The sequence below is a fragment of the Corynebacterium sp. 32222D000AT genome (assembly GCF_053546955.1).
Genome location: NZ_JBPPVW010000002.1, coordinates 102,396 through 122,139 on the forward strand (window position 1 = coordinate 102,396; position 19,744 = coordinate 122,139).

The 19,744-nt window shown below is 67.2% G+C and carries 17 protein-coding genes; 6 read left to right on the forward strand and 11 right to left on the reverse strand.

The window, feature by feature from the left end; genetic code table 11:
• Positions 1–193 precede the first annotated feature (193 nt).
• Positions 194–1,195, forward strand: a complete 1,002-nt coding sequence (locus tag ACEE23_RS01550; protein WP_448873500.1) for an HNH endonuclease signature motif containing protein — start codon at positions 194–196, stop codon at positions 1,193–1,195.
• A gap of 119 nt (positions 1,196–1,314) precedes the next feature.
• Here the strand turns inward: ACEE23_RS01550 and ACEE23_RS01555 are convergent, their stop codons facing one another.
• The 5 genes from ACEE23_RS01555 to ACEE23_RS01575 are packed head-to-tail and all read right to left on the reverse strand — an operon-like array spanning position 1,315 to position 6,775.
• Positions 1,315–2,721 carry an ATP-binding cassette domain-containing protein gene (locus tag ACEE23_RS01555; RefSeq protein WP_448871903.1) on the reverse strand — a complete coding sequence of 469 codons (1,407 nt, stop codon included), beginning with the start codon at positions 2,719–2,721 and terminating at the stop codon, positions 1,315–1,317.
• On the reverse strand, positions 2,718–3,509 hold the full coding sequence (locus ACEE23_RS01560) for an ABC transporter permease (RefSeq protein ID WP_368520305.1): 792 nt from the start codon (positions 3,507–3,509) through the stop codon (positions 2,718–2,720). The genes ACEE23_RS01555 and ACEE23_RS01560 overlap by 4 nt, the downstream gene beginning before the upstream one ends.
• On the reverse strand, positions 3,509–4,453 hold the full coding sequence (locus tag ACEE23_RS01565; RefSeq protein WP_448871905.1) for an ABC transporter permease: 945 nt from the start codon (positions 4,451–4,453) through the stop codon (positions 3,509–3,511). Before ACEE23_RS01565 ends, ACEE23_RS01560 begins: the two co-directional genes overlap by 1 nt.
• Positions 4,450–5,961, reverse strand: a complete 1,512-nt coding sequence (locus ACEE23_RS01570; RefSeq protein WP_368521687.1) for an ABC transporter substrate-binding protein — start codon at positions 5,959–5,961, stop codon at positions 4,450–4,452. Before ACEE23_RS01570 ends, ACEE23_RS01565 begins: the two co-directional genes overlap by 4 nt.
• A gap of 58 nt (positions 5,962–6,019) precedes the next feature.
• A complete protein-coding gene (locus tag ACEE23_RS01575; protein WP_368521688.1) occupies positions 6,020–6,775 on the reverse strand; it encodes a GntR family transcriptional regulator in 756 nt (251 codons plus the stop codon).
• Positions 6,776–7,373: 598 nt separating this feature from the next.
• Here ACEE23_RS01575 and ACEE23_RS01580 point away from each other — a divergent pair.
• Positions 7,374–9,161, forward strand: coding sequence for a BCCT family transporter (locus ACEE23_RS01580; protein WP_368521689.1), 1,788 nt, complete (start codon positions 7,374–7,376; stop codon positions 9,159–9,161).
• On the opposite strand, the gene ACEE23_RS01585 is transcribed toward ACEE23_RS01580, so the two are convergent.
• The 4 genes from ACEE23_RS01585 to ACEE23_RS01600 form a co-directional block, all read right to left on the reverse strand.
• Complete coding sequence (locus ACEE23_RS01585; protein ID WP_368520300.1) at positions 9,158–10,144, reverse strand: LLM class flavin-dependent oxidoreductase; 987 nt, start codon at positions 10,142–10,144, stop codon at positions 9,158–9,160. The genes ACEE23_RS01580 and ACEE23_RS01585 overlap by 4 nt on opposite strands.
• 53 nt (positions 10,145–10,197) lie before the next feature.
• Positions 10,198–11,535 carry a branched-chain amino acid transport system II carrier protein gene (gene brnQ, locus ACEE23_RS01590; RefSeq protein WP_368520299.1) on the reverse strand — a complete coding sequence of 446 codons (1,338 nt, stop codon included), beginning with the start codon at positions 11,533–11,535 and terminating at the stop codon, positions 10,198–10,200.
• A 159-nt stretch (positions 11,536–11,694) separates the two neighbouring features.
• Positions 11,695–12,816 (reverse strand): MalY/PatB family protein, encoded by a 1,122-nt coding sequence (locus ACEE23_RS01595; RefSeq protein ID WP_368520298.1) that lies wholly within the window; start codon positions 12,814–12,816, stop codon positions 11,695–11,697.
• A gap of 20 nt (positions 12,817–12,836) precedes the next feature.
• Positions 12,837–14,723, reverse strand: coding sequence for an ABC transporter ATP-binding protein (locus tag ACEE23_RS01600; RefSeq protein ID WP_368520297.1), 1,887 nt, complete (start codon positions 14,721–14,723; stop codon positions 12,837–12,839).
• A 167-nt stretch (positions 14,724–14,890) separates the two neighbouring features.
• On the opposite strand from ACEE23_RS01600, the gene ACEE23_RS01605 reads away from it, so the two are divergent.
• Positions 14,891–15,439, forward strand: coding sequence for a hypothetical protein (locus ACEE23_RS01605; RefSeq protein WP_368520296.1), 549 nt, complete (start codon positions 14,891–14,893; stop codon positions 15,437–15,439).
• Positions 15,436–16,002 carry an isopentenyl-diphosphate Delta-isomerase gene (idi, locus tag ACEE23_RS01610; RefSeq protein ID WP_368520295.1) on the forward strand — a complete coding sequence of 189 codons (567 nt, stop codon included), beginning with the start codon at positions 15,436–15,438 and terminating at the stop codon, positions 16,000–16,002. Before ACEE23_RS01605 ends, idi begins: the two co-directional genes overlap by 4 nt.
• Here the strand turns inward: idi and ACEE23_RS01615 are convergent.
• A complete protein-coding gene (locus ACEE23_RS01615) occupies positions 15,975–17,111 on the reverse strand; it encodes a carboxylesterase family protein (RefSeq protein ID WP_368520294.1) in 1,137 nt (378 codons plus the stop codon). The two genes, idi and ACEE23_RS01615, sit on opposite strands and share 28 nt — an antisense overlap.
• Positions 17,112–17,129: 18 nt before the next feature.
• On the opposite strand from ACEE23_RS01615, the gene ACEE23_RS01620 reads away from it, so the two are divergent.
• Both ACEE23_RS01620 and ACEE23_RS01625 read left to right on the forward strand, forming a co-directional pair.
• The gene (locus tag ACEE23_RS01620) at positions 17,130–17,312 is read left to right on the forward strand and encodes a hypothetical protein (RefSeq protein WP_368520293.1); all 183 of its coding nucleotides are present in this window, start codon (positions 17,130–17,132) and stop codon (positions 17,310–17,312) included.
• Between the two features lie 11 nt (positions 17,313–17,323).
• Positions 17,324–17,614, forward strand: coding sequence for a hypothetical protein (locus ACEE23_RS01625; RefSeq protein WP_368520292.1), 291 nt, complete (start codon positions 17,324–17,326; stop codon positions 17,612–17,614).
• Here ACEE23_RS01625 and malQ read toward each other — a convergent pair.
• Positions 17,595–19,706, reverse strand: coding sequence for a 4-alpha-glucanotransferase (gene malQ / locus ACEE23_RS01630; protein ID WP_448872675.1), 2,112 nt, complete (start codon positions 19,704–19,706; stop codon positions 17,595–17,597). The genes ACEE23_RS01625 and malQ overlap by 20 nt on opposite strands.
• Between the last annotated feature and the right edge of the window lie 38 nt (positions 19,707–19,744).

Below are 19,744 nucleotides of genomic sequence, written 5' to 3' on the forward strand. Positions count from 1 at the left end.
TCGTATCAAATTTGTTCGGCCAATACAGCGTACTCTTCCGCGGCAGTTTCGCGAACTTTTGCATTCCTTGAGTTTCTGTTTTCCACAGGCCGCGGTTCCCGAGTGTTAACCATTCCACTCGGGCGGCCGAGTTATCCACAGGCGCGGGATCGTGCCCTTGTGGGGGTTGACGGGTGGTTCTAGCGTGTGAGTCATGACAACGACAGCCATGGACACACTCAAAGCAGCGCACGCCATCTTCGCGGACGGGATTTCCTACCTGGACCTGTGCCGCCAGCTCAGCCTGCCCGCTTTGAAGGCTGTCATGTCCGACGTGGCCGCCGCCGCGCACTTTCGTGCCTGCCAGACCTTCTTCGGGAAGACGTCCTTTACGCGCAAGCAGGCCGCCGCCCGTCGAGCCGCCGCTTCTCAGGGCCACCACCTCGACACCCTCTTGGTGTTGGACAACGCCTTCCGCCGGGTGCGCCACCAGGGCGACGCCTGGGCTATGCTCATCGAACTGTGCAACACGCCCGGCACCACCACACAACTCCGCAAACTTGCCAACCAGAAAGTGCTGGAGCTCAACCGCCCGGCCCCACCCGCCGAAGGCGTGCGCGTGACCCGCCGCAAAGACGGACCCAGTACTTTCTCTATCACCGGGGATCCGCAGCTGGTGGAAAACCTCTGGGCCAGCATTAAGACCATCCCCGACGTGGAAGCCTTGTTCAGCGGAGGCCTAGAAAAACAACCCAAGACCACCCACGTGGTGATCTCCCTTCCCGACTGGGTGCGCATCCTTGCCGGCGACGGGGATGAGATCACCTTGCAGCTGAGCAACGGCACCACCATGACCGGTGCCGACTACGTCCGCCACTGCCTCCTGGATGCGGGCCTAGCCACGCTGGTGGATCCGAGGCGCGGGCCGGTCAACCAATACCGCTACCAACGGCATGCCTCGCCGAAGCAGAAGGACATGGCCAAAGCCGAAACCACCACGTGCGCCTGGCCAAACTGTAGGAAACCGGCGGATGAGTGCCAGGTCCACCACATCCACCCCTGGGCAGGCGGCGGTGAAACCAACCAAGAAAACCTGACACTGTTGTGCGAGTTCCACAACTCCTGGAACGACGACGACCCGGCCTACCCCAGGCACGGCAGGGTTAACCGAAGACACGGCACAGTCACCTGGGACCCGCCCTGGAGCGGCGGCTGACACGGGGGTCAGCCGAGGGAAAAGAAACAACAAAGTCAACCAAACCCCACGACTGCCGGGCAACAAGAAAAGGCGCCACGGAAACCACTCCGTAGCGCCTACTCGGCGTGCCTAAATACCTACATAGACGAATCCTCGACCGCGGCCAGCAACTCGCGCGTGTAGTCGTGCTGCGGGTTCTCCCACACCTCGGCCGTCGGCCCGGCCTCTATGATGTGGCCGTCGCGCATGACCACCACGGTGGGGCAGAGGTAGCGAATCACCGACAAGTCGTGGGAGATGAAGACGACGGTGAGATCGTAGGCATCAATGAGCGAGTCGAACAGATCCAGCACCTGCCGGCGCACGGAGACGTCCAGCGCGGAGACGGCCTCGTCGGCGAGCACGATATCGGGCCGGCCCACCACGGCGCGCGCAATCGAGATGCGCTGGCGCTGCCCGCCGGAGAACTCGTGGGGGTAGCGGGAGGCATCGCTTGCTTTCAACCCCACCTGCTCCAGTACGCGGGCGACCTCCTCGGCCCCGGCGCCGCCCTCGGCGATGGATCGCCCCACCGTCAGCCGCGGGTTGAGCGAGCCCTGCGGATCCTGGAAGACCATCTGCACGCGCCCGTCCACACGCACGGACCCGCTGTCGGGGCGCTCCAACCCCGCAATCAGCTTGAGCACCGTCGTCTTGCCGGACCCGGAGCCGCCGACCACGCCGACGCGCCCGCCCCGCGGCACTGCCAGGTCCACGCCTGCGACCGCCGCCGCGCCGCCAAAGCTCTTGGTCACCGACTCCAGCGCGATAACGGGGTCCTGGCGGGAGGGGGCGGCATCGCCGGCCGGCAGCCGGGAGGCGCGCACCAGCTGCTGGGTGTAGGGGTGCTGCGGGCTGTCCAACACGTGCTCGCCGGCCTCGACGATGGCGCCGTCGCGCAGCACCGCAATCCGTTCACACATCCGGTCAGCCACCCGCAGGTCGTGGGTGATAAACAGTACAGCGGTGCCGTGTTCGGCGGCTAGGGCGTCGATGAGGTCGAGGACCTCGGCCTGCGTAGTCGCATCCAGGGCGGTGGTCGGCTCGTCGCAGATGAGCAGGTCGGGGGTGCGCGCCATCGCCATGGCAATGAGCACGCGCTGGCGCTGCCCGCCGGAGAGCTCGAAGGGGTAGCGCCGCGCCACCGATGCCGGCAACAGCACCTTCTCCAGCATCTCCGGCCGTCCCCCGGCCAGGCGCAGCTGCCGGCCGATGGTCATCGACGGGTCCAGCGCGCTCATGGGCTCCTGGAAGACCATCGCCATCCGGTTGCCCCGCAACCGCCGATGCCGCTTATCCGCCAACCCCACCAACTCCTGGCCGTCGAAGCGGATGCTGCCGCTAACCGGCAGGTCGTGCAGCCCCATCACCGACAGGGCGGTCAGGGACTTGCCGGAACCGGACTCACCGATAAGGCCCAGGCGCTGGCCGCGGTCCAGGTGCAGGGTGACGTCGTCGACGAGCCTGTCGCCCACGCGCAGGCCCTCGATGGCAAGCAAAGTCATGCGTCCTCCTTCGGATCCCAGGCGTCGCGCAGCCCGTCGCCCAGCAGGTTAAAGCCCAACACGGTCACGGCGATGGCCAGCCCCGGCGCCCACACCAGCCACGGGGCGGCGCCCATGAGCGTCTGGGAGTCCTGCAGCATCCGCCCCCAGGACGCGGCCGGGGGAGCAGTGCCCAGCCCCAGGTAGGACAGGGCGGCCTCGGCGAGCACGGCTAAGGCGAAGTAGACGGAGGCCTGGACGATGATCAGCCCGCGGATATTCGGCAGCACGTGGCGCCAGGCGATCCGCGGCGCGGACACGCCGGAGACCCGGGCGGAGGCGATGTAATCCTGGTGGATGACCTGCAGCGTGCCGGAGCGGGCCACGCGCGCAAACGCCGGGATGCCCGCGATGCCGATGGCCACCATCGCCGTGACCGTCGACGGGCCCCACACGGCGCCGGCAACAATCGCCAGCAGCAGCGCCGGGAAGGCTAGTACCAGGTCGGAGGCGCGCATGATGAGCCAGTCGCCGTAGCCCATGCCGGCCATGATCCCCAGCGGCACGCCCACTACCGCCGCGATGCCGACCGCGAGCACTCCGACCAGCAGCGTGACCTGGGATCCGACCATGATGCGCGCGGCCACGTCGCGGCCAAACCGGTCGGTGCCCAGCAGGTGGTCGGCCCCGGGGCCGACCAAGCGGGCGGCCGTGTCGGCCAGGTCCGGCGGATAGGGCGTCCACACCAGGGACACCAGCGCCAAGACGACGGGGATGGCCACCAGGACGGCGCCTAAGTACTTCTGCATTACGCGGCCTCCTTAACGCCCGCGCGGGTCCGCGCCAGGCGCGGATCAATCAGGCGGTAGGCCACGTCGACAAGCAGGTTCACCGTCAGGGTGAAGGCGACCAGGAGCATGACCAGCGTCTGGACGGTGGTGAGATCGCGGTTGGCGACGGCATCGAGCAGCATACTGCCCAGGCCGGGGACCACGAAGACGGATTCGATGACGACGGCGCCGATAACCAGCGTGGTCAGCTGCACCCCGGCGACAGTCAGCACCGGCAGGGCCGCGTTGCGCAGCCCGTGGCGGATAAGCGCGCGCGTCGGCGAGGCCCCCAACGCCCGGGCGGTGCGGATATAGTCCTGCCCCATGACCTCGCGGACGGCGGCGCGCACATACCGGGTCAGCATGGCCGCCTGCACCAGCGCCAGGGAGACCACCGGCAGGATAAGGTGCGCCACGAACTGGCCGAAGCCCTGGTTGGGAGGCACCCACCCGCTGGCCGGCAGCCAGCGCCCGAAGGCGCTGATGAGCAGCAGGCCGACCAGGAAGTTCGGCAGCGCGATGCCCAGCTGGCTCAGCACGGATAGCCCCGGGTACCGCGCGCTGGCAATCCCCAGCGGCACCGCGATGATAAGCGCCAACAGCAGCGCCAGCCCCACCAGGATGAGCGAGACCTGCGCGCGGTCGAGCACCTGGGCAGTAATCGAGGTCTGCGAGGCCAGCGAGACGCCAAAATCGCCGCGCAGCAGCCCGCCCATCCACTCGGCGTACTGGGCCAGCAGCGGCTGATCCAGGCCGAGGGTGGCGCTGAGCTCGGCGACGGCCTCGTCGGTCGCGTTGATACCCAGCGCCACGCGGGCCGGGTTGCCGGGCACCGCCCGCATCATGGCGAAGATGACCACGCTGGCCACCGCCAGCACGAAGACGTAGCGGCCCACCAGCTTCACGATGCCCCCTGCCCTCACCGCGCGCTCACCTCCGTCAGGTCGACCGAGTCGGTAACCATGTCGGGGCGCAGCCCGGTCACGCCGGGCCGGGTGAGCACGATATTGGGCATGTTCATCAGTGTTACGGCGCCGGCCTCGGCCATGATCTGGTCGACGGCCTGGGAGGTCAGGGCGCGGAATTGCTCGGGAGAGTCGGCGGTATCGGCGGCGGCGAAGAGCTCGCGCACGCGCGGCGAATCGTAGCCCAGGTAATAGTCCGGGCTGCCGAACAAGGTGGTCAGATCGCGCGGCTCGACGTGGGAGACCAGCGAGACTTGGTAGTCGCGGGCGCCCATGACCTGGCCCAACCACACCGCGGGGAATTCCGCGGACTCGAGCCGCACGTCGAAGCCGACCTCCGTCAGCTGCGAGTAGATGAGCTCGGCGGCGGTCTGCGCGTACGGCAGGGTGGGCACGGTGATGGTGATGGGGGCGCCGACGGCTCCGGCATCGTGTAGCAGCTGGCGCGCCCGCTCCGGGTCGAAGGGGTAGTAGTCCTCGCCGCTGAACCAGGGATCGGTAGGTGCCACGGGGGCGGCGCCGGTGTCGGTGGCCAGCCCGCCGAAGAGGATGTCGCTGGCGGCCTGGCGGTCGATGGCATAGGCCACGGCCTGGCGCACCCGCGGGTCGTCGAAGGGGGCGGCCTGGTTGTTCAGCGACAGCAGCACCTCGCCGTTGGTGGTGCCGACTTGCTTTTCGATGCCGTCCGGCAGGTCGTCAAGCAGCTCCGGCGACTGGACCGCCCAGACCACGTCGGCCCCGCCGGAGCGCAGCGCGTTGAGGGCGGTCAGCGAATCCGGGAAGTAACTAATCGTGACCGGCTGGGCGGCCGGGGTGCCCCAGTAGTCCTCGCGGGGGCTTAAGGCTACGAACTCGTTGGGGCTGAACTTGCTGACCGCGTAGGGGCCCGTGCCGACGGGGTGGCTGGCGAGCTCGTCGACGCCGTCGGGAGTCATCATCGCGCCGACGGTGGTGCCCAGCTGCCACAGCCAATTGTTGGAGCGGTGCTCCAGGTCGACGGTGAGCTCGTAGTCGCCGGTCGCGCGGGCGCTGGTCACCACGGCCATCTGCGAGGACAGCGCGTTCGACCAGTGGTTTTTGACGTAATTCAGGCTGAAGGCCGCGCTCTCGGCGTTGAAGGGCGAGCCGTTGGAAAAGCGCACGCCCTGGCGCAGCTGGAAGACGTAGTGGGTGCCGTCGGCGGAGACCTCCCAGTCGGTGGCGAGCTGGGGCACGACTTCGCCGGTCTCGGAATCGATGGCCACCAGGGTCTCGTAGACGTTGTTCATCAGGGCGGCCGGGATGGCCGCGCCGCCGACGGTGGTGAAATCCAACGAGGTGGCGGGGGAGGTGGTGGCGACGGTGAGGGTATCGGCGGCCTGGCCGGCGGGGGCCGGGTCGACGACGGTGGTGTGCCCGGCCGCGCACCCGGACAGCAGGGTGGCGGCGAGTGCCAGCGACGCGCTGCGTCTGCCTCGGAAAGTCATAACGAAAGGTTAGTGCACCGCGTCACTTTTTGGCGAAATTGCCACGCTTTCGCTGCCGCTAGACCCCCGGGAATACCTCCAGTGGGGAGGCGCCGCCGCGCACCGAGGACAGGCTCACCGACAGGGCGTCGGCGCGGTAGCGGTAGACCGCCAGCTCGACGGGGCGGCCCTGGTGGTTGGCGATGAGCAGCTCCACCGTCCAGATGGGGGAGCCGGGCTCGATGTCGAGGGCTTCAGCATCGTCGGCCGAGGCGGCGCCGATGTGGATGCGCCGGTTGACATTGTCGAAATCGACGCCGGCGGCCCGCAGGTGGGCGTGCAGCGAGCCGGAGTCGGCGTCGAAGTTGAGGACTTCCTGCCCGATGTCGATCGGGAAGTAGAGGCGCTCGATGACCAGCGGGCGGCCGTTGGTGCTGCGCAGGCGGTGGACGTAGACTACCTGCTCGTCGGCGCCGATGCCCAAGCGCTGCGCGACGTCCTCCGGGGCGGGGCGGCGGGCCAGCCAGAAGGTCTTCTGCTGCGGGGTGTAGCCGTGTTGGCTGAGCCAGGAGCTTACGGAGATGATGGAGTCGAAGGTTTCGGCGTTGAAGTTGCCGAGCACGACGGAGCGCCGGCCGCGGCCGGAGGAGATGGCGCCCTCGGTGCGCAGGACGGCCATCGCCTGGCGGACGGGGCCGCGCGACGAGTTGAACTGCGCACATAGTTCGGCCTCGCTGGGCAGTTGATCTCCTGGTTGAAGTTCGCCGCTGCGGATCTGCTCCTTCAGATAGTTGCAGATCTTGAGGTGCTGCTGCGGTTCTCGGTGCTGCCTCATTAGTTGTTCGGTACTCCCTTCAATCCAGGCAGGCTGGAAAACGCCGACGCTTCCGCCACCTGGGGTGGCAGGCGTCGGCCGGCCCACGAGCTGGGGAGAACGTGGGTTTTAATAACGGTTTGTCTTAGTTATGTCAAGTGTAACGAATAACGGCTTTATAAAAAACGACATACAAGTAATTATTGGGATGTAGACAGGCTTTGTCTAGGTCAAGGCGATGGGATGGTGTCCATCTGGAGGGGCTTGCCGGCGCGCTGTTCGCCCCCTAGCTAGCGCGATTGCAGGGTTGCTGGGGTGCGTATCTAGGGCGCGAGAGCGTGCGTGAAACTAAGAAAACCTAGAAGGATAGATAAGTCACACAGTCGGCGTGGAGGCACCAGGGGTGGGAAGTGTATACAAATCCGCTTCCATGCTGTTTGAGTGTGGCACAACTGTGGCGCCTTGATCTGTGTACATATCTACATCTGTAGATTTTTTGCTTCCGTCGGTGGGTCAATCGGGCGGGGGTTGATTATTAATTCTCAGTTTCGTCGATTCGGGCGGTGGCGTCCGCTACTCTGGTAACGAAATATTTCGTCCAAGGAAAGGATCATTCCCCATGTCTTCCGATCGGTCCAAGAGGTTTCTTGGGCTCAAGACTGACCCCTTTGTCTTCTTAGTGGCCGCCGGTTTTATCGTCGTCTTCGTGGCCGGCACCCTGTTGTTCGGGGCCCGGGCCCGCGATCTCTACGCGGTCGCCTCCAATTCCTTGCTTACCAACTTGGGCTGGCTATACATCGGCGGCTTCTCAATTATTTTCGTCTTTTTGATTGGAATCTTCGTCTCTCGTTATGGCAATCTGCGCCTCGGCGACGACGATGACGAACCCGAGTACTCCCTGCCGGTCTGGTTCTCCATGCTCTTCGCCGCCGGCCTGGGCGCGACCCTGCTCTTCTGGGGTGCGGCCGAGCCGCTCCACCACTCCTTTAACCCGCCGCGCGGGGGACTGGAGCCGATGAGCCAGGAGGCCATCGATCAGGGCTTCCACTTCACCTACTACCACTTCGCGGTGCACATGTGGGTCCCGTTCGCCCTGCCGGGCCTGGCGATGGGTTACTTCGTCTACAAGCGTAAGATGCCCGCCCGCATGTCCTCGGTCTTCTCGCCGCTGCTCGGCAAGCGCGTCTACCGCTGGCCCGGCAAGCTTATCGATGCCCTGTCCATCATCGGCACCGTCTTCGGCCTCGCCGTCTCGGTGGGCCTGGGCGTGCTGCAGATTAATGCCGGCCTGAACATCATGTTCGACGTTCCGCTGGTCGGCTGGGTAGAGGTGCTCATCATCGTGGTGGTTACGGCTATCGCCTCCATCTCCGTGGCGTCTGGCCTAGACCGCGGCGTGAAGATCCTGTCGAACGTCAACATCGTCGCCGCCTTCGTGCTGATGTTATTCGTCCTCGTAATGGGCCCAACGCTGACTCTGCTCAAGCATACGGTGGAGGCCTTCGGCGGCTACGCCAGCTCCCTGCCGGAGCTGATGTTCTGGACGGACTCCTTCGAGGAGAACCCGGGTTGGCAGGGCACGTGGACGGCCTTCTACTGGGCCTGGACCATCTGCTGGGCCCCGTTTGTGGGTATGTTCATTGCACGCATCTCGCGCGGGCGCACGGTGCGCCAGTTCATCGGCGGCGTGCTAGCGCTACCGACCATCGTGGTCGTGGTCTGGTTTTCCATCTTCGGCCGCGCGGCCATCGAGACGGAGCTGGGCAATCCCGGCATTTTGACCAAGCCGGTGGTCGAGGACGGGGATACCCCGGTCGCGCTGTTTGCCCTGTTGGAGCAGTACCCGCTGTATATGCTCTCCGGCACGCTTGCGCTGGCGGTCATCATCGTCTTCTTTATTACTTCGATGGACTCGGCGGCCCTGGTCATGGACACCTTCGCTAGCGGCGAGGAGAACAAGACCCCGACGTATTACCGAGTTTCGTGGGCCTGCGCGGTCGGCCTGGTGACCGCGGCGCTGCTGTTTATCAACGACACGGGCATCGAGGCCATCCAGGAAGTCGTTATCGTGGTTGCGCTGCCGTTCTTCCTGATGGAATTCGTCATGATGTACTCCCTGGTCAAGGGCATGAACGACGACTCGGCGGCCCAACGTCGTACCCGCACCCGCCACTGGAGCAAGACGGACACTCCGGAAAAGTACGAGGCCGCCGATGCCCGCCCCGCCCCTGGCTACGACAGCGAGGGCAACGAACTGGATCGCCCCGAGCTCGAATACGACGAGGAGGGCAATATGCGCATCCCGGGCAATATCATCGTCGAAGGCGACTTGGGGGTCGGCGGCGACTTCGACGACGATTGGGACGGCGATAGCCCCGCCGGCTCGGGGGACCGGCCCCGGGCTTAAAACCAGGCCTGGGCCAGGATGTCCAGGGACTTGAGCGTCTCGGCGCGGCTGCTGGTCTGAATGGAGACCATCAGCTCGTCGGCGCTGGCGTGATCCTGGAACCACTCGAGGTACTCGCGGACCTCGTCGCCGGTGCCGACGGCGGAGTAGCGCAGCATCTCCAGGATCTGCTGGCCCTGGTAGGAGCCGATGATCTGGTTGACCTGTTCATCGGTCAGGAACTTGCCGCGGCCGGCGAAGGACTTGACGCGGTTGAAGCCGACTCGCTCGAAGATTTCGGCGGCCTCTTCGGAGGTATCGCCGGCGGTGACGTTGACCGCGGCGATGACATAGGGCTCGGCTAAGACGTCGGAGGGCTGGAAATTGTCCCGGTAGTACTTGGTCGCGGCCTCCAGGTGCTGCGGCGCGAAGTGCGAGGCGAAAGAGTAGGGCAGGCCGTACTTGGCGGCCAGCGATGCCCCGAACATCGACGAGCCCAGGATGTAGACCGGCACGTGCGTGTAGGCGCCGGGCACGGCCTGGACGCCCGGGATGATGGACTTGCCGGCCAGGTACTTGGTCAGTTCGCGGACGTCCTCGGGGAAGCGCTCGGCGGCGTTGCCGTCGCGGCGCAGGGCGCGGCCCAAGGTGTGCATGTCGGTGCCGGGGGCACGGCCGACGCCCAAGTCGATGCGGTCCGGGTAGAGCTCGGCCAGCGTGCCGAACTGCTCGGCGATGACGTAGGGGGCGTGGTTAGGCAACATCACCCCGCCCGAACCCAGCCGGATGCTGTTGGTGTGGGCACCAATATGGGAAATCAGCACCGCCGGGGCGGACGAGGTGATGGTGGACATGTTGTGGTGCTCGGTGTACCAGAGGCGCTTGTACCCCAGCTCCTCGGCCCGCTGGGCGAGGGTGACCGAGTGGGCCATGGACTGGGCGGCGGTCTCCCCCTCGTAGATGGTGCAGAAGTCCAGAACGGAAAGCGGTGCGTGGGTAGTCAATGGTGCTCCTTCGGAAGACGACATCTTGCTACCCACGGTACCTGCGGCGGATTTTATTCGGCGGCGGGGCGCACGAGGGCATCGATAACCGCGCCGATGACGAACGCAATCACGGTGGGAACGACCCAGCCCAGCGACAGCGCCTGGCCCGGCGAGAGGTTGAGCATCGGCTCCAGGGCGCTGGCCCAGCCGAGGTCGGCGAGGACCGTCAGGGCGGACCACAGGACGGAGACCCACAGGCTCAAGCGGTAGCCCCAGTAGAAGGTCACGGCCTTTTTCACCAGCGGCTGCAGCAGCGTGATGAAGATCAGCGTGATGGCCGGCGGGTACAGGAAGGTAATAAACGGCACGGCCACCGACAGCACGGTGTCCAGGCCCTGGAAAGCCAGCAGGATGGACAGGGCGGTAAAGACCACGGCCCAGAAGTGGTAGGTGGTCTTGGGCACCAGCATCTCGAAGAAGGCGGAGCAGGCGGTGATAAGGCCTACGGCGGTGGTCATGCACGCCAGCAGTACGATGGTGGAGAAGACCGCCTGGCCGACCGTGCCCATGGTCATATTGGCGGAATCGGCCAAAAGGACCGCGCCGGACTCGTAGTCCTGGCCGTTGGGCAGGGTCTGCGCCAGCCAGGCCAGGCCCAGGTAGATGGCCGCCAGCAGGCCGCCGGCGACAAGGGTGGCGGTGATGGTGCCGCCCATCAGGGACTTGGTGGACTTGAAGCCCTTGCTGCGCAGGGAGCCCACGATGACGATGGAAAACGCCAGGCCCGCGATGGCGTCCATGGTGTTGTAGCCCTCGAACAGGCCGGTGACCATGGGGGAGCTGGAGTAGTCCTCGGTAGGCACGCCCGGGTTCCGCGGGTTGGCGGTGGTGGCCAGGATGATGAGCAGCGCCAGCAGGGCCACCAGGGCCGGGGTCAGGAACTTGCCCAGGGTGTCCATGATGGAGTTCGGCTTCCAGGACAGCGCCAGCGCGATCAGGAAGAACACAGCGTTGAAGATGCCGTTGGCGGAGGTGCCTTCCCAGCCCAGCAGCGGGGTGATGGCGGTTTCCATGGAGACCGCGCCGGTACGCGGCAGCGCGTAGAAGGCGCCGATGGCCAGGTAGGCCATGGCGGAGAAGACGACGCCGAACCAGGCGCCGCCGTGGGCTCCCAGGTCACGGACGCTGCGGCCAGACAGCGAGACTGCCACGACCGCCAGTACCGGCAGCAGCACGCCGGCGGCGAGGAAGCCTAGGACGGCGGGCCAGAAGTTAGTGCCGGAGGACACGCCCACCATGGGCGGGAAAATGAGGTTGCCGGCGCCGAAGAACATCGAAAACAACATGAGCGCCGCCACGACGATGGTCACAGCGGGCCGCTTCGGTGCGGACGTAACGGGTTGAGCCATTGCTTAAGCCCTTCATTGACAGGGGTCGTATAGTATCGCTCCCGCCACCGAGCCCCACGGGGGTGGTGTGGGGCCGTGCGGCGGGTTATGGCCGGCGGGTCGCGCCGTTCGCATAATGAGACAATACCGCCCACTGTATGAGAAAGTAAAGACGGGGTGCTAGTTTTCGAAGGCGCAGCCCAACCGCTCGAGCGCCTCCTGCAGAATCTCCCGGGAAGTCGCGAAATTCAACCGCGCGTGGTGCTCGCCGCCGGTGCCGAAGGTGGAGCCCTCGTTGAGCGCGACGCGGGCATTGTCCAGCACCCAGCGGGCCGGGTGCGGATCGGAGCCAATCTTAGTGTCGGAAAAGTCCAGCCACAAAAGGTACGTCGCCTGTGGGCAGGCGGTCTTAACGCCGGGCACGCGCTGGAGAAGCTCGGCTAGCAGCCAGTCCCGGGTCTGCTTCAGATAGGCCAGCTCTTCGTCGAGGTGTTCGCCGCCGTCGCGGTAGGCCGCCTCGGCGGCGATGACGCCCAGGGTGCCGGTGCCGTCCTTGGCCACCCCGGTCAGCTTTTTCCAAGTAGCGATGTCGGCGGGGTTGGAAAAAATCATCTGCGCGCACTTGAGCCCGGCCACGTTGAAGGCCTTCGACGTCGAGGTCGCCGTGATGGTCACGTCCGGGCCCAACGATGCCACCGGCGTGTGCTGGCCGTCAAAGACCAGCGGGGCGTGGATCTCGTCGGCCAGGATGCGGGCATCGTAGGTACGCGCGAGATCGACCAGGCCGCGCAGGAAGTCCTCGTCCAGCACGCGGCCCAGCGGGTTGTAGGGGTTGGCCAGCAGGACGGAGCCGGCGCCAGCGGCGAAGGCGCGCTCGATTTCGCCCAAGTCCAGCTCCGCCGAGACCTCGACCTTGTCCCGGCTGGCGGTGGCAGGTACCTCCAAAAGCGGCGGGTAGGACGGCACCGGCACGACGACCGGGGAGTCCGGGCGGGTGAAATACTGCACGCCCAGCAGCATGCCGCGCACGACGTCGCCGATCCAGAAAATCCCCTTCTCGTCCGGGCGCCAGCCGAAGCGCTCGGCGTAAAAATCCGCGAGCGCTCCCGGCAGATCGCTCAAGCGCGGGGCCGGGGTATAACCGAAGGTCTCGCGGTCCACCATGTCCTGGATGGCGTCCTTGACCGCGGGAGCGGTGGGGAAGTCGGATTCGGCAATCCACAGGGGGATGACGTCGGAGTCGTAGACGGTCCACTTGCGGGTGCCGCGGGCGGCTAGTTGCTCAAGACTCGGAAATTCCATGGCCCCCAGCCTAGTAGCGCTTAGTCCTCGGCTTCCTCTTCCGGCTCGCGCTCCGGGCTGCCGTCGACGAAGCCGAAACGCTTCAACCTCCGCCTATCCGCCGCAGACGCCGACTGAGTCAGCTGCAGCAGCTGTGCATAAATTCCGCCCGTCTGGGCCAGCTCGGCCGGCGAGCCGATCTCCTGGACTCGGCCGCGGTCCAGCGTGACGATCGTGTCCACGCCCGCGATGGTGGACAGGCGGTGGGCGATGATCAAGGTGGTGCGGTCCTTCATCAGCTCGTCCAGGCCGGCCTGGACGGCGCGCTCGGCCTTGGTATCCAGCGCCGAGGTCGCCTCGTCGAGGACCAGGATGGGTGCGTCCTTGAGCATCGCGCGCGCCACCGCCACGCGCTGCTTCTGCCCGCCGGACAGGCGCAGGCCGCGCTCGCCGACGACGGTGTCGTAGCCGTCGGGGAAGGCGGTGATGAAATCGTGGGCGTTGGCGCGCTGGGCGACGGCGATGATTTCGGCATCGCTAGCGCCCGGCTTGCCGTAGGCGATGTTCTCGCGCACCGTGCCGGAAAACAGGAAGGGCTCCTGGAAGACCACGCCGACGGAGGCGCGCAGCTGCTCCGCGGTCAGGTCGTGGACCGGATGGCCGAGCACCTCGAGGTTGCCCTCCGTCGGCCGGTACAGGCCCAGCAGCAGGTTGACCAGGGTCGACTTGCCACCGCCGGACTCGCCGACCAGGGCGACCTGCTGGCCCTCGTGCGCGGTGAAGCTGACGTCGTCGACCACCGGCTTGCCCTCCTCGTAGGAGAAGGAGACGTTGTGGAAAGCAAAGCCCGCTTGTCCCGGGGTCTGCGCCAGCGGTGCGACGTCTTGGGAGCCGGGCTCGGTGGCATCGGCGGCGCGGGCGGCGCGGATAAGCGCCGGGTTGGCCGTCGGCTCGACGTCCTCGCCCATGACGCGGAAGTAGTCGCGGGAGCCGGCGATGGCTCGCTGCGCGGAGTCGACGATCCAGCTCATCATGAACACCGGCTGCTTGGCCATGGTGACCATCTGGATGAGCATGACCATGTCACCCAGGCTGAAGTGGCCGCCCAGGGTGCGCCAGAAGATGACGGCGTAGATGCCGAAGAAGATGGCGGCCATCGCCAGCCCGCGCAGGCCGTCCATGGTGTGCCACCAGCGCGACTGCGGGCGGGTGGTCTCCACGTACCCGCGGTAGTGGCGGGCAAAGCTGGTCAGCTCGCGCAGCTCCGCCACGAAGGACTTGGTGACCTTGACCTGGCCGATGACCTCGGCGAAGCGGCCGTTGGCGACGTCGATGTGCTCGTTTTTGACCGCCTCGAAGCGCTGCCAGCGTTTGGAGGTCAGCGCCGTGAGCCACATATAGATAGGGAAGAGCAGCGCCAGCATGATGGCCAGTGGCCAGTAGTAGAAGGCGGTGATAATCAGGATCGCCACGACCTGCAGCAGCATGGAGATGAAGTTGTTGGAAAAGGACTGCAAAAACTGCGTGACGAACATGATCGAGCGGTCCAGCCGCGCGATGATTGTGCCGGTGATTTGGTTGTCGTAGTAGCGCTGCGGCAGGGACAGCAGCTTGGCGAAGTAGCGCGTGGACAGGATCTGCCTCAGCCGCGAGACCATGACGTCGCCGACGTAGCCGCCCAGGTTGTTGAAGATGGAGCCTAGGGCATCGGCGGCAAAAAGCAGCAGGGCGAGCCAGAGGACGGTGCGCAGGGCGGTCTCGGCGGGGCTGTCGCCGGACACGGCCGCGACGATGGTGTCGGTGGCCTCGCGCACGATAAACGGCGAGGCCAGCGACAGCGCGGCGGCCAGAGTGGCGGTCGACACCACCCCGAGGTAATAGGGCCACAGTGCCCACGCGCTTTTGACGATCCGGGCCAAAGAATTCATGCCCTGCCTCCACTACCTTGAGCGTTGTTTTTGATTAAGTCACGGGAACCCACAGATACTAGGCCGGTCCGGCACGCCAGGCAAACGGGACGTCGATGCTATAAATGCCGGCTGCGTCGGTTAAGCTTACGGCGAGCAAGTACTACACGGACGGGAGATAATCCACGGTGAATAACTCGCAGTGGCGGGCCCTCGGGCTGGTGCCGGTGTGCGCGCTCGGGCTTGCGGCCTGCAGCGTGCTCGAGCCCGGAGAAGCTGGACTGAGCCCCGACGAAGAAATCACGGTCACCTCCTCCGAGATGCCCGATTTCGAGCCGGAGGACGTGCCCGACAAGGAAGTCAAGGACGACCTCACCCAGACCGTCAAGGACGAGGGCCTCAACGTCGAGTGGACCCTGCAGGGCGTTTACGCCGACAGCGTCCAGGGCTCCGTGGTCACCGTGGCGCTGAAAAACCTCAACGACGTGCCCCTGCCGGCCGATGCCATCGGCGAGCCCAAGCTCGAATACCGCTCCGGCAGCAGCTACGAGGAGGTCGACCTGCTGGACTACGACCCGGAGGTCAACTCCGACGTCAACCCGCCCGGGCTCGATTACCCGCTGGGGGAGAAGGCGACCACCAACGTCCAGTACCGCGTCGACGCGTCCCCGACCGCGCTGACCGATGCCCGCCTAAACCTCGGCAACGTCACCTGGGTGGGGAACCTGAACCTATGACGCCCAAGACGCCCGCCCCGGAACTAGTCGTCCTCGCCGACGCCGCCGGCCAGCCGGCCGGAACCGCCGACAAGGCCACGGTCCACACGGACAACACGCCGCTGCACTTCGCGTTTTCCGCCTGGGTCCACCGCGGCGACGAAGTCCTCGTCACCCGCCGCGCCCTGGGGAAGAAGACCTGGCCGGGCGTGTGGACCAACGCGTTTTGCGGGCACCCCGGCCCCGGCGAAGACACAGCCGATGCCGTCCTGCGCCGCGCCGCCTTCGAGCTGGGCCTGCGGGATGTCGCCCGGCCGGAGTGCGTGCTGCCCGATTTCTCCTACCGCGCGGTGGATTCCTCCGGTGTGGTCGAAAACGAGATCTGCCCCGTCTTCGTCCTGGAGCTGGACCCGGCCGCCGAGCTGGCGCCCAACCCGGACGAGGTGGACTCCTACCAGTGGGTTACTGCCTGCGCGCTCATCGATGCCGCCTGCGCCACTCCGTTTGCCTTTAGCTCCTGGATGGTCGAGGAGCTGGCCGAGCCGGCCCTGCGCGACTACCTGTTGGGCGTGTCCGGGCGGTAGCAGGCCCACAGGTAGTCCAGAGGGCCCGGGTGTTCCGCGTGGGCGCCGGTGGCGAGATCGAAGCGCCGGGCCGTGCCGGCCGGGAAGCCGGCGTCGCCGGTGCGCGCGAAGCGGGCCAGCCAGTCGGCGAAGACCCCGTCGGCGGGGTCGAAGAGGGCCGGCAGGTCGTCGCAGTGGCGCGCCGGCGCCCCGTCGGAGCGGACGAACTCGATGTGGCGGACCAGCTCCGGGTGCGGGTGCTGGTGGGCCACGGCGGCGACCCAGCGGCGGATGGCGGCATCGCCGACCACGGCGCGGTTTGTGACCGAGTGGGTCCCCGCGCGCCAGGTGGCAAAGCGCGGCAGGCTCAGCGCCGCGGCCAGCGGGCGCGGCGGGATATGGAACCGGTCGAGGCGGCGCGCGCCGGGCTGGTCCCACATCTCCTCGCGGGTGCTGCTAATAACCAGGGGGACCGCGGCGAGCTCCGCCGGCTCCAGCGGCCACGGCCCGAGCGCGATGTCCAGGGCGTGGCGGGCGCGGAAGCGCCGGTAGCCGCGCTCCAGGCGGCCGCTTTGCGCGAGCTTGGACAGGCTGCGGCGGGTCACCGGGGCGCTCAGCGCGGTGCGTAGGCTGGCCTTGCGGCGGGAAAACGGGGCGCGCGGGAAGGCCGGGGAGAGCGCTACGGCCCGGCGGAAGCCGCCGCGAAAGTGATCGCGCCGGCACAGCCACAGCGCGATCGCCGCCCCGGCAGACTGGCCTACCAGGGTCACGTTGGTCGGATCCCCGCCGTAGGCCTCGATGTTCTTTTGCACCCATTCCAGGCCCGCCAGGCAGTCGTTGATGCCGCGGTAGGAGCGCGGTTCGTCGCGTTCAAAGCGGGCGAAGCCGGCCAGACCCAGCCGGTAGCTGAGCTGGACCAGGATCAGGCCGGCGCGGGCCGGCGCGTCGCCGATGGTCTCGCGGTGGGAGCCGGAATCAAAGCCGCCGCCGTGGATGAAGACCACCACGGGCAGGTCCGCGCCCGGGCGCGTGCTTGTAGGCCGGGTGATGGTCAGCGCGCCGACCTGCGGGGCGGCATCGAAGGGATCTGCCGGGGCAGCTGCGGGAAGCTCGAGGGATTCTGGCGCCATGCTATAAGATCATAGGCCATGGACCTTCTTACGCAGCTTGCCGATGCCACCTCCCAGGCCGTGGCCTCGGCCCCCATGTGGCTGCAGGTAGTGATCATGCTGCTGACGGTCGTCCCGGCGCTCGTCGTGGCGGCGTGGGTGCTCATGCTGGTCATCGACTGGTGCGCCCGCCGATTCCACCGCCGGCCCGGACAGCACTAGGATGAGACGTTATGGATGACAAGCACTCCGCGGACGCCCCGGAAGAGGTCGGGCGTTCCCACCGCCCGTATTCGCCGGTGGACCCGCAGGTAAACCCGTCGGCGGATCAGTCGCGCCCGGATTACCAGCCGCGCGAGGGCTTGTCCGGGTCCCAGGTGCCCGAAACAGGCGAGGCGGCCGAAGCGAGCGGGGCGGCGCAGCCGAAGCGCAAGCGCGCCCTGCCGCGCTCGCAGGTCACCCCGACCCTGCGCCTGCTCATCGCCTTGGTCATCGTCGCCGCGCTTATCGGGCTGTTCGTCTAGCGGCCGCCGCCAGGCGGGCAAAGAGCGGCTGGCGGGGGATCTCTTCCAGCAGCACGGGGCGCTGCTGGCTATCGCACAGCGGCACGCACCAGTTGGGGTAGACCTCGTGCGTGGTGCCCGGCTGGTTTTGGGCGCGGGTGTCGCCGACCATGTCCACCAGGTTCGTCACCGTCAGCGCGGCCGGGGTGGCCGCGGCGAAGCGGTGCAGGGCCTCGATAACGGCCAGCTCGTCGTCCGGGCGCGGGCTAACCGCCGGGTCGAGGAAGCCCTCGGCGGCCAGCTGGTTAAAGACGGCCTGCTGCCAGGCGCGGTCGTCGGCGTCTTCCACCTCGGCCGGGCGGGTGAGCACGCCTAGCTCCTCGCGCAGGGTGATGTGCCCGCCGCGCAGGTAGGACAGCGTTGGCGGCATGTCGTGCGTGCCCACGGCTACCAGCGCCAGGCGCCGGTAATCCGCCGAGGGCCGGGCGTTTTCCGTGTCCCCGGCCTTTTCAAACCAGACCACGTTGGTGCCCAAAATCCCGTAGCGGGCCAGCTCGTCGCGCACCGATTCTTCCACCGTGCCCAGGTCCTCGCCGATGACCACGGTGCCCGTGCGCTGGGCCTCGAGCGCCAGGATGCCCACCATGGCGCGCGAGTCGTAGCGCACGTAGGTCCCGGCCGTCGGCGGCAGGCCGCGCTGGATCCAGTAGAGGCGGAACAGCCCCAGGATGTGGTCGACGCGCAGGCCGCCGGAGCGGCGCATGGCCGTGCGCAGCAGGTCCCGCCACGGCCCGTAGCCAGCCTCGGCCAGGCGCACCGGGTGCCACGGCGGCTGCGACCAGTACTGGCCCAGCTGGTTGTACGCGTCCGGCGGCGCGCCCACCGACGCCAGCGGCGCGAGGTACTCGGCCAGGTTGACCGCGTCCGCCCCACCCGGGTGGATGCCCACGGCCAGGTCCATGATGATGCCCACCCGCATGCCGGCCGCCCGCGCCCGGTCCTGGGCCGCGGCCAGCTGCTCGGCGCACAGAAACTGCAGCCAGCTGTAGTACTCGGTCAGCTGGTCCAGCCCCGCCTGCTGCCGATGCCGCCTGCCCGCCTGCGCCGCCAACTCCGCCTCGGCGCACCAGCGGGCAAACTCCGCCAGGCCCGCGCCCTCGGTGCGGGTGAACTCGCGGAACTGCGCGCGGCGGTCCTCGGTGTGCTCCAGGAAGAACAGCTCGCGCAGCACCTGCAGCTTGGCGTCGAAGATGGCGTCGCGATCGATGAACTCGCCGGTGGTGTTGGCCAGCTGGAATTCGGCGGCGAGTTCGGCGACGTCGGCGCGGGTGTCGGCATCGAGAAGCTTCAGCTCCGGCACGTCCTCGACGCGCAGGTAGAGCGGGTTGATGAAGCGGCGGGTCGTTGGCAGGTAGGGCGAATCCTCCACCGGCGGGAAGGGCTCGGCCGCGTGCAGCGGGTTGACCAGCAGGAAATCCGCGCCCGCGTGCTCGGCCACGAGCTCGGCCAAAGCGCCCAGGTCGTGGAAGTCGCCGATGCCCCAACTGGCGGCCGTGCGCACCGAGTACAGCTGCGCCATGACGCCGGTGCCCGGGTCCGTGAGTAGCTCGTCCGCGGTATCCACGTGGGAGGGCGTGACGATGAGCGGGCAGCTGGCCTCCAGATCGGCGCTGGAAAGGTGCAGCTCGTGGTAGCCCAGCGGCAAGTCGCCGGGCACGTGGAAGCTGGCCTCGCCCCAGGCCTTGCCGTCGACCTCGACGTCGGGGGAGTCGTTGGGATCCTGGTAGGTCGGCGCGGTGCCGCCATCTTCCAAGTGGACGGTGACCTCGGCCGGCGCGCCGGCGGGGACGTGGACCACGAAGGGCTCCTCGTGGCCGGCGGTGGCGACCACGCAGGCCGGCAGCGGGCGGGAGGCGGAGTCCTGGTAGTCCCAGTAGAGCTGCAGGGTGAGATCGTCGTCGCTGGGCTCGGCGGGGATTCCGACGCCGAGGGCGCGGAGGGTGCCGATGATGGTGGGGGAATCGATAGCAATGCGCTCGCCGGACTGGGCGGTGTAGCCCGTCGCGACCCCGTGGTGGGCGGCGAGCTCGTCGAGGAGGTGGCGGGAAGTCACGGTGCTCATTGTGCCATGAAAACTGCGGTGTTGCTGGC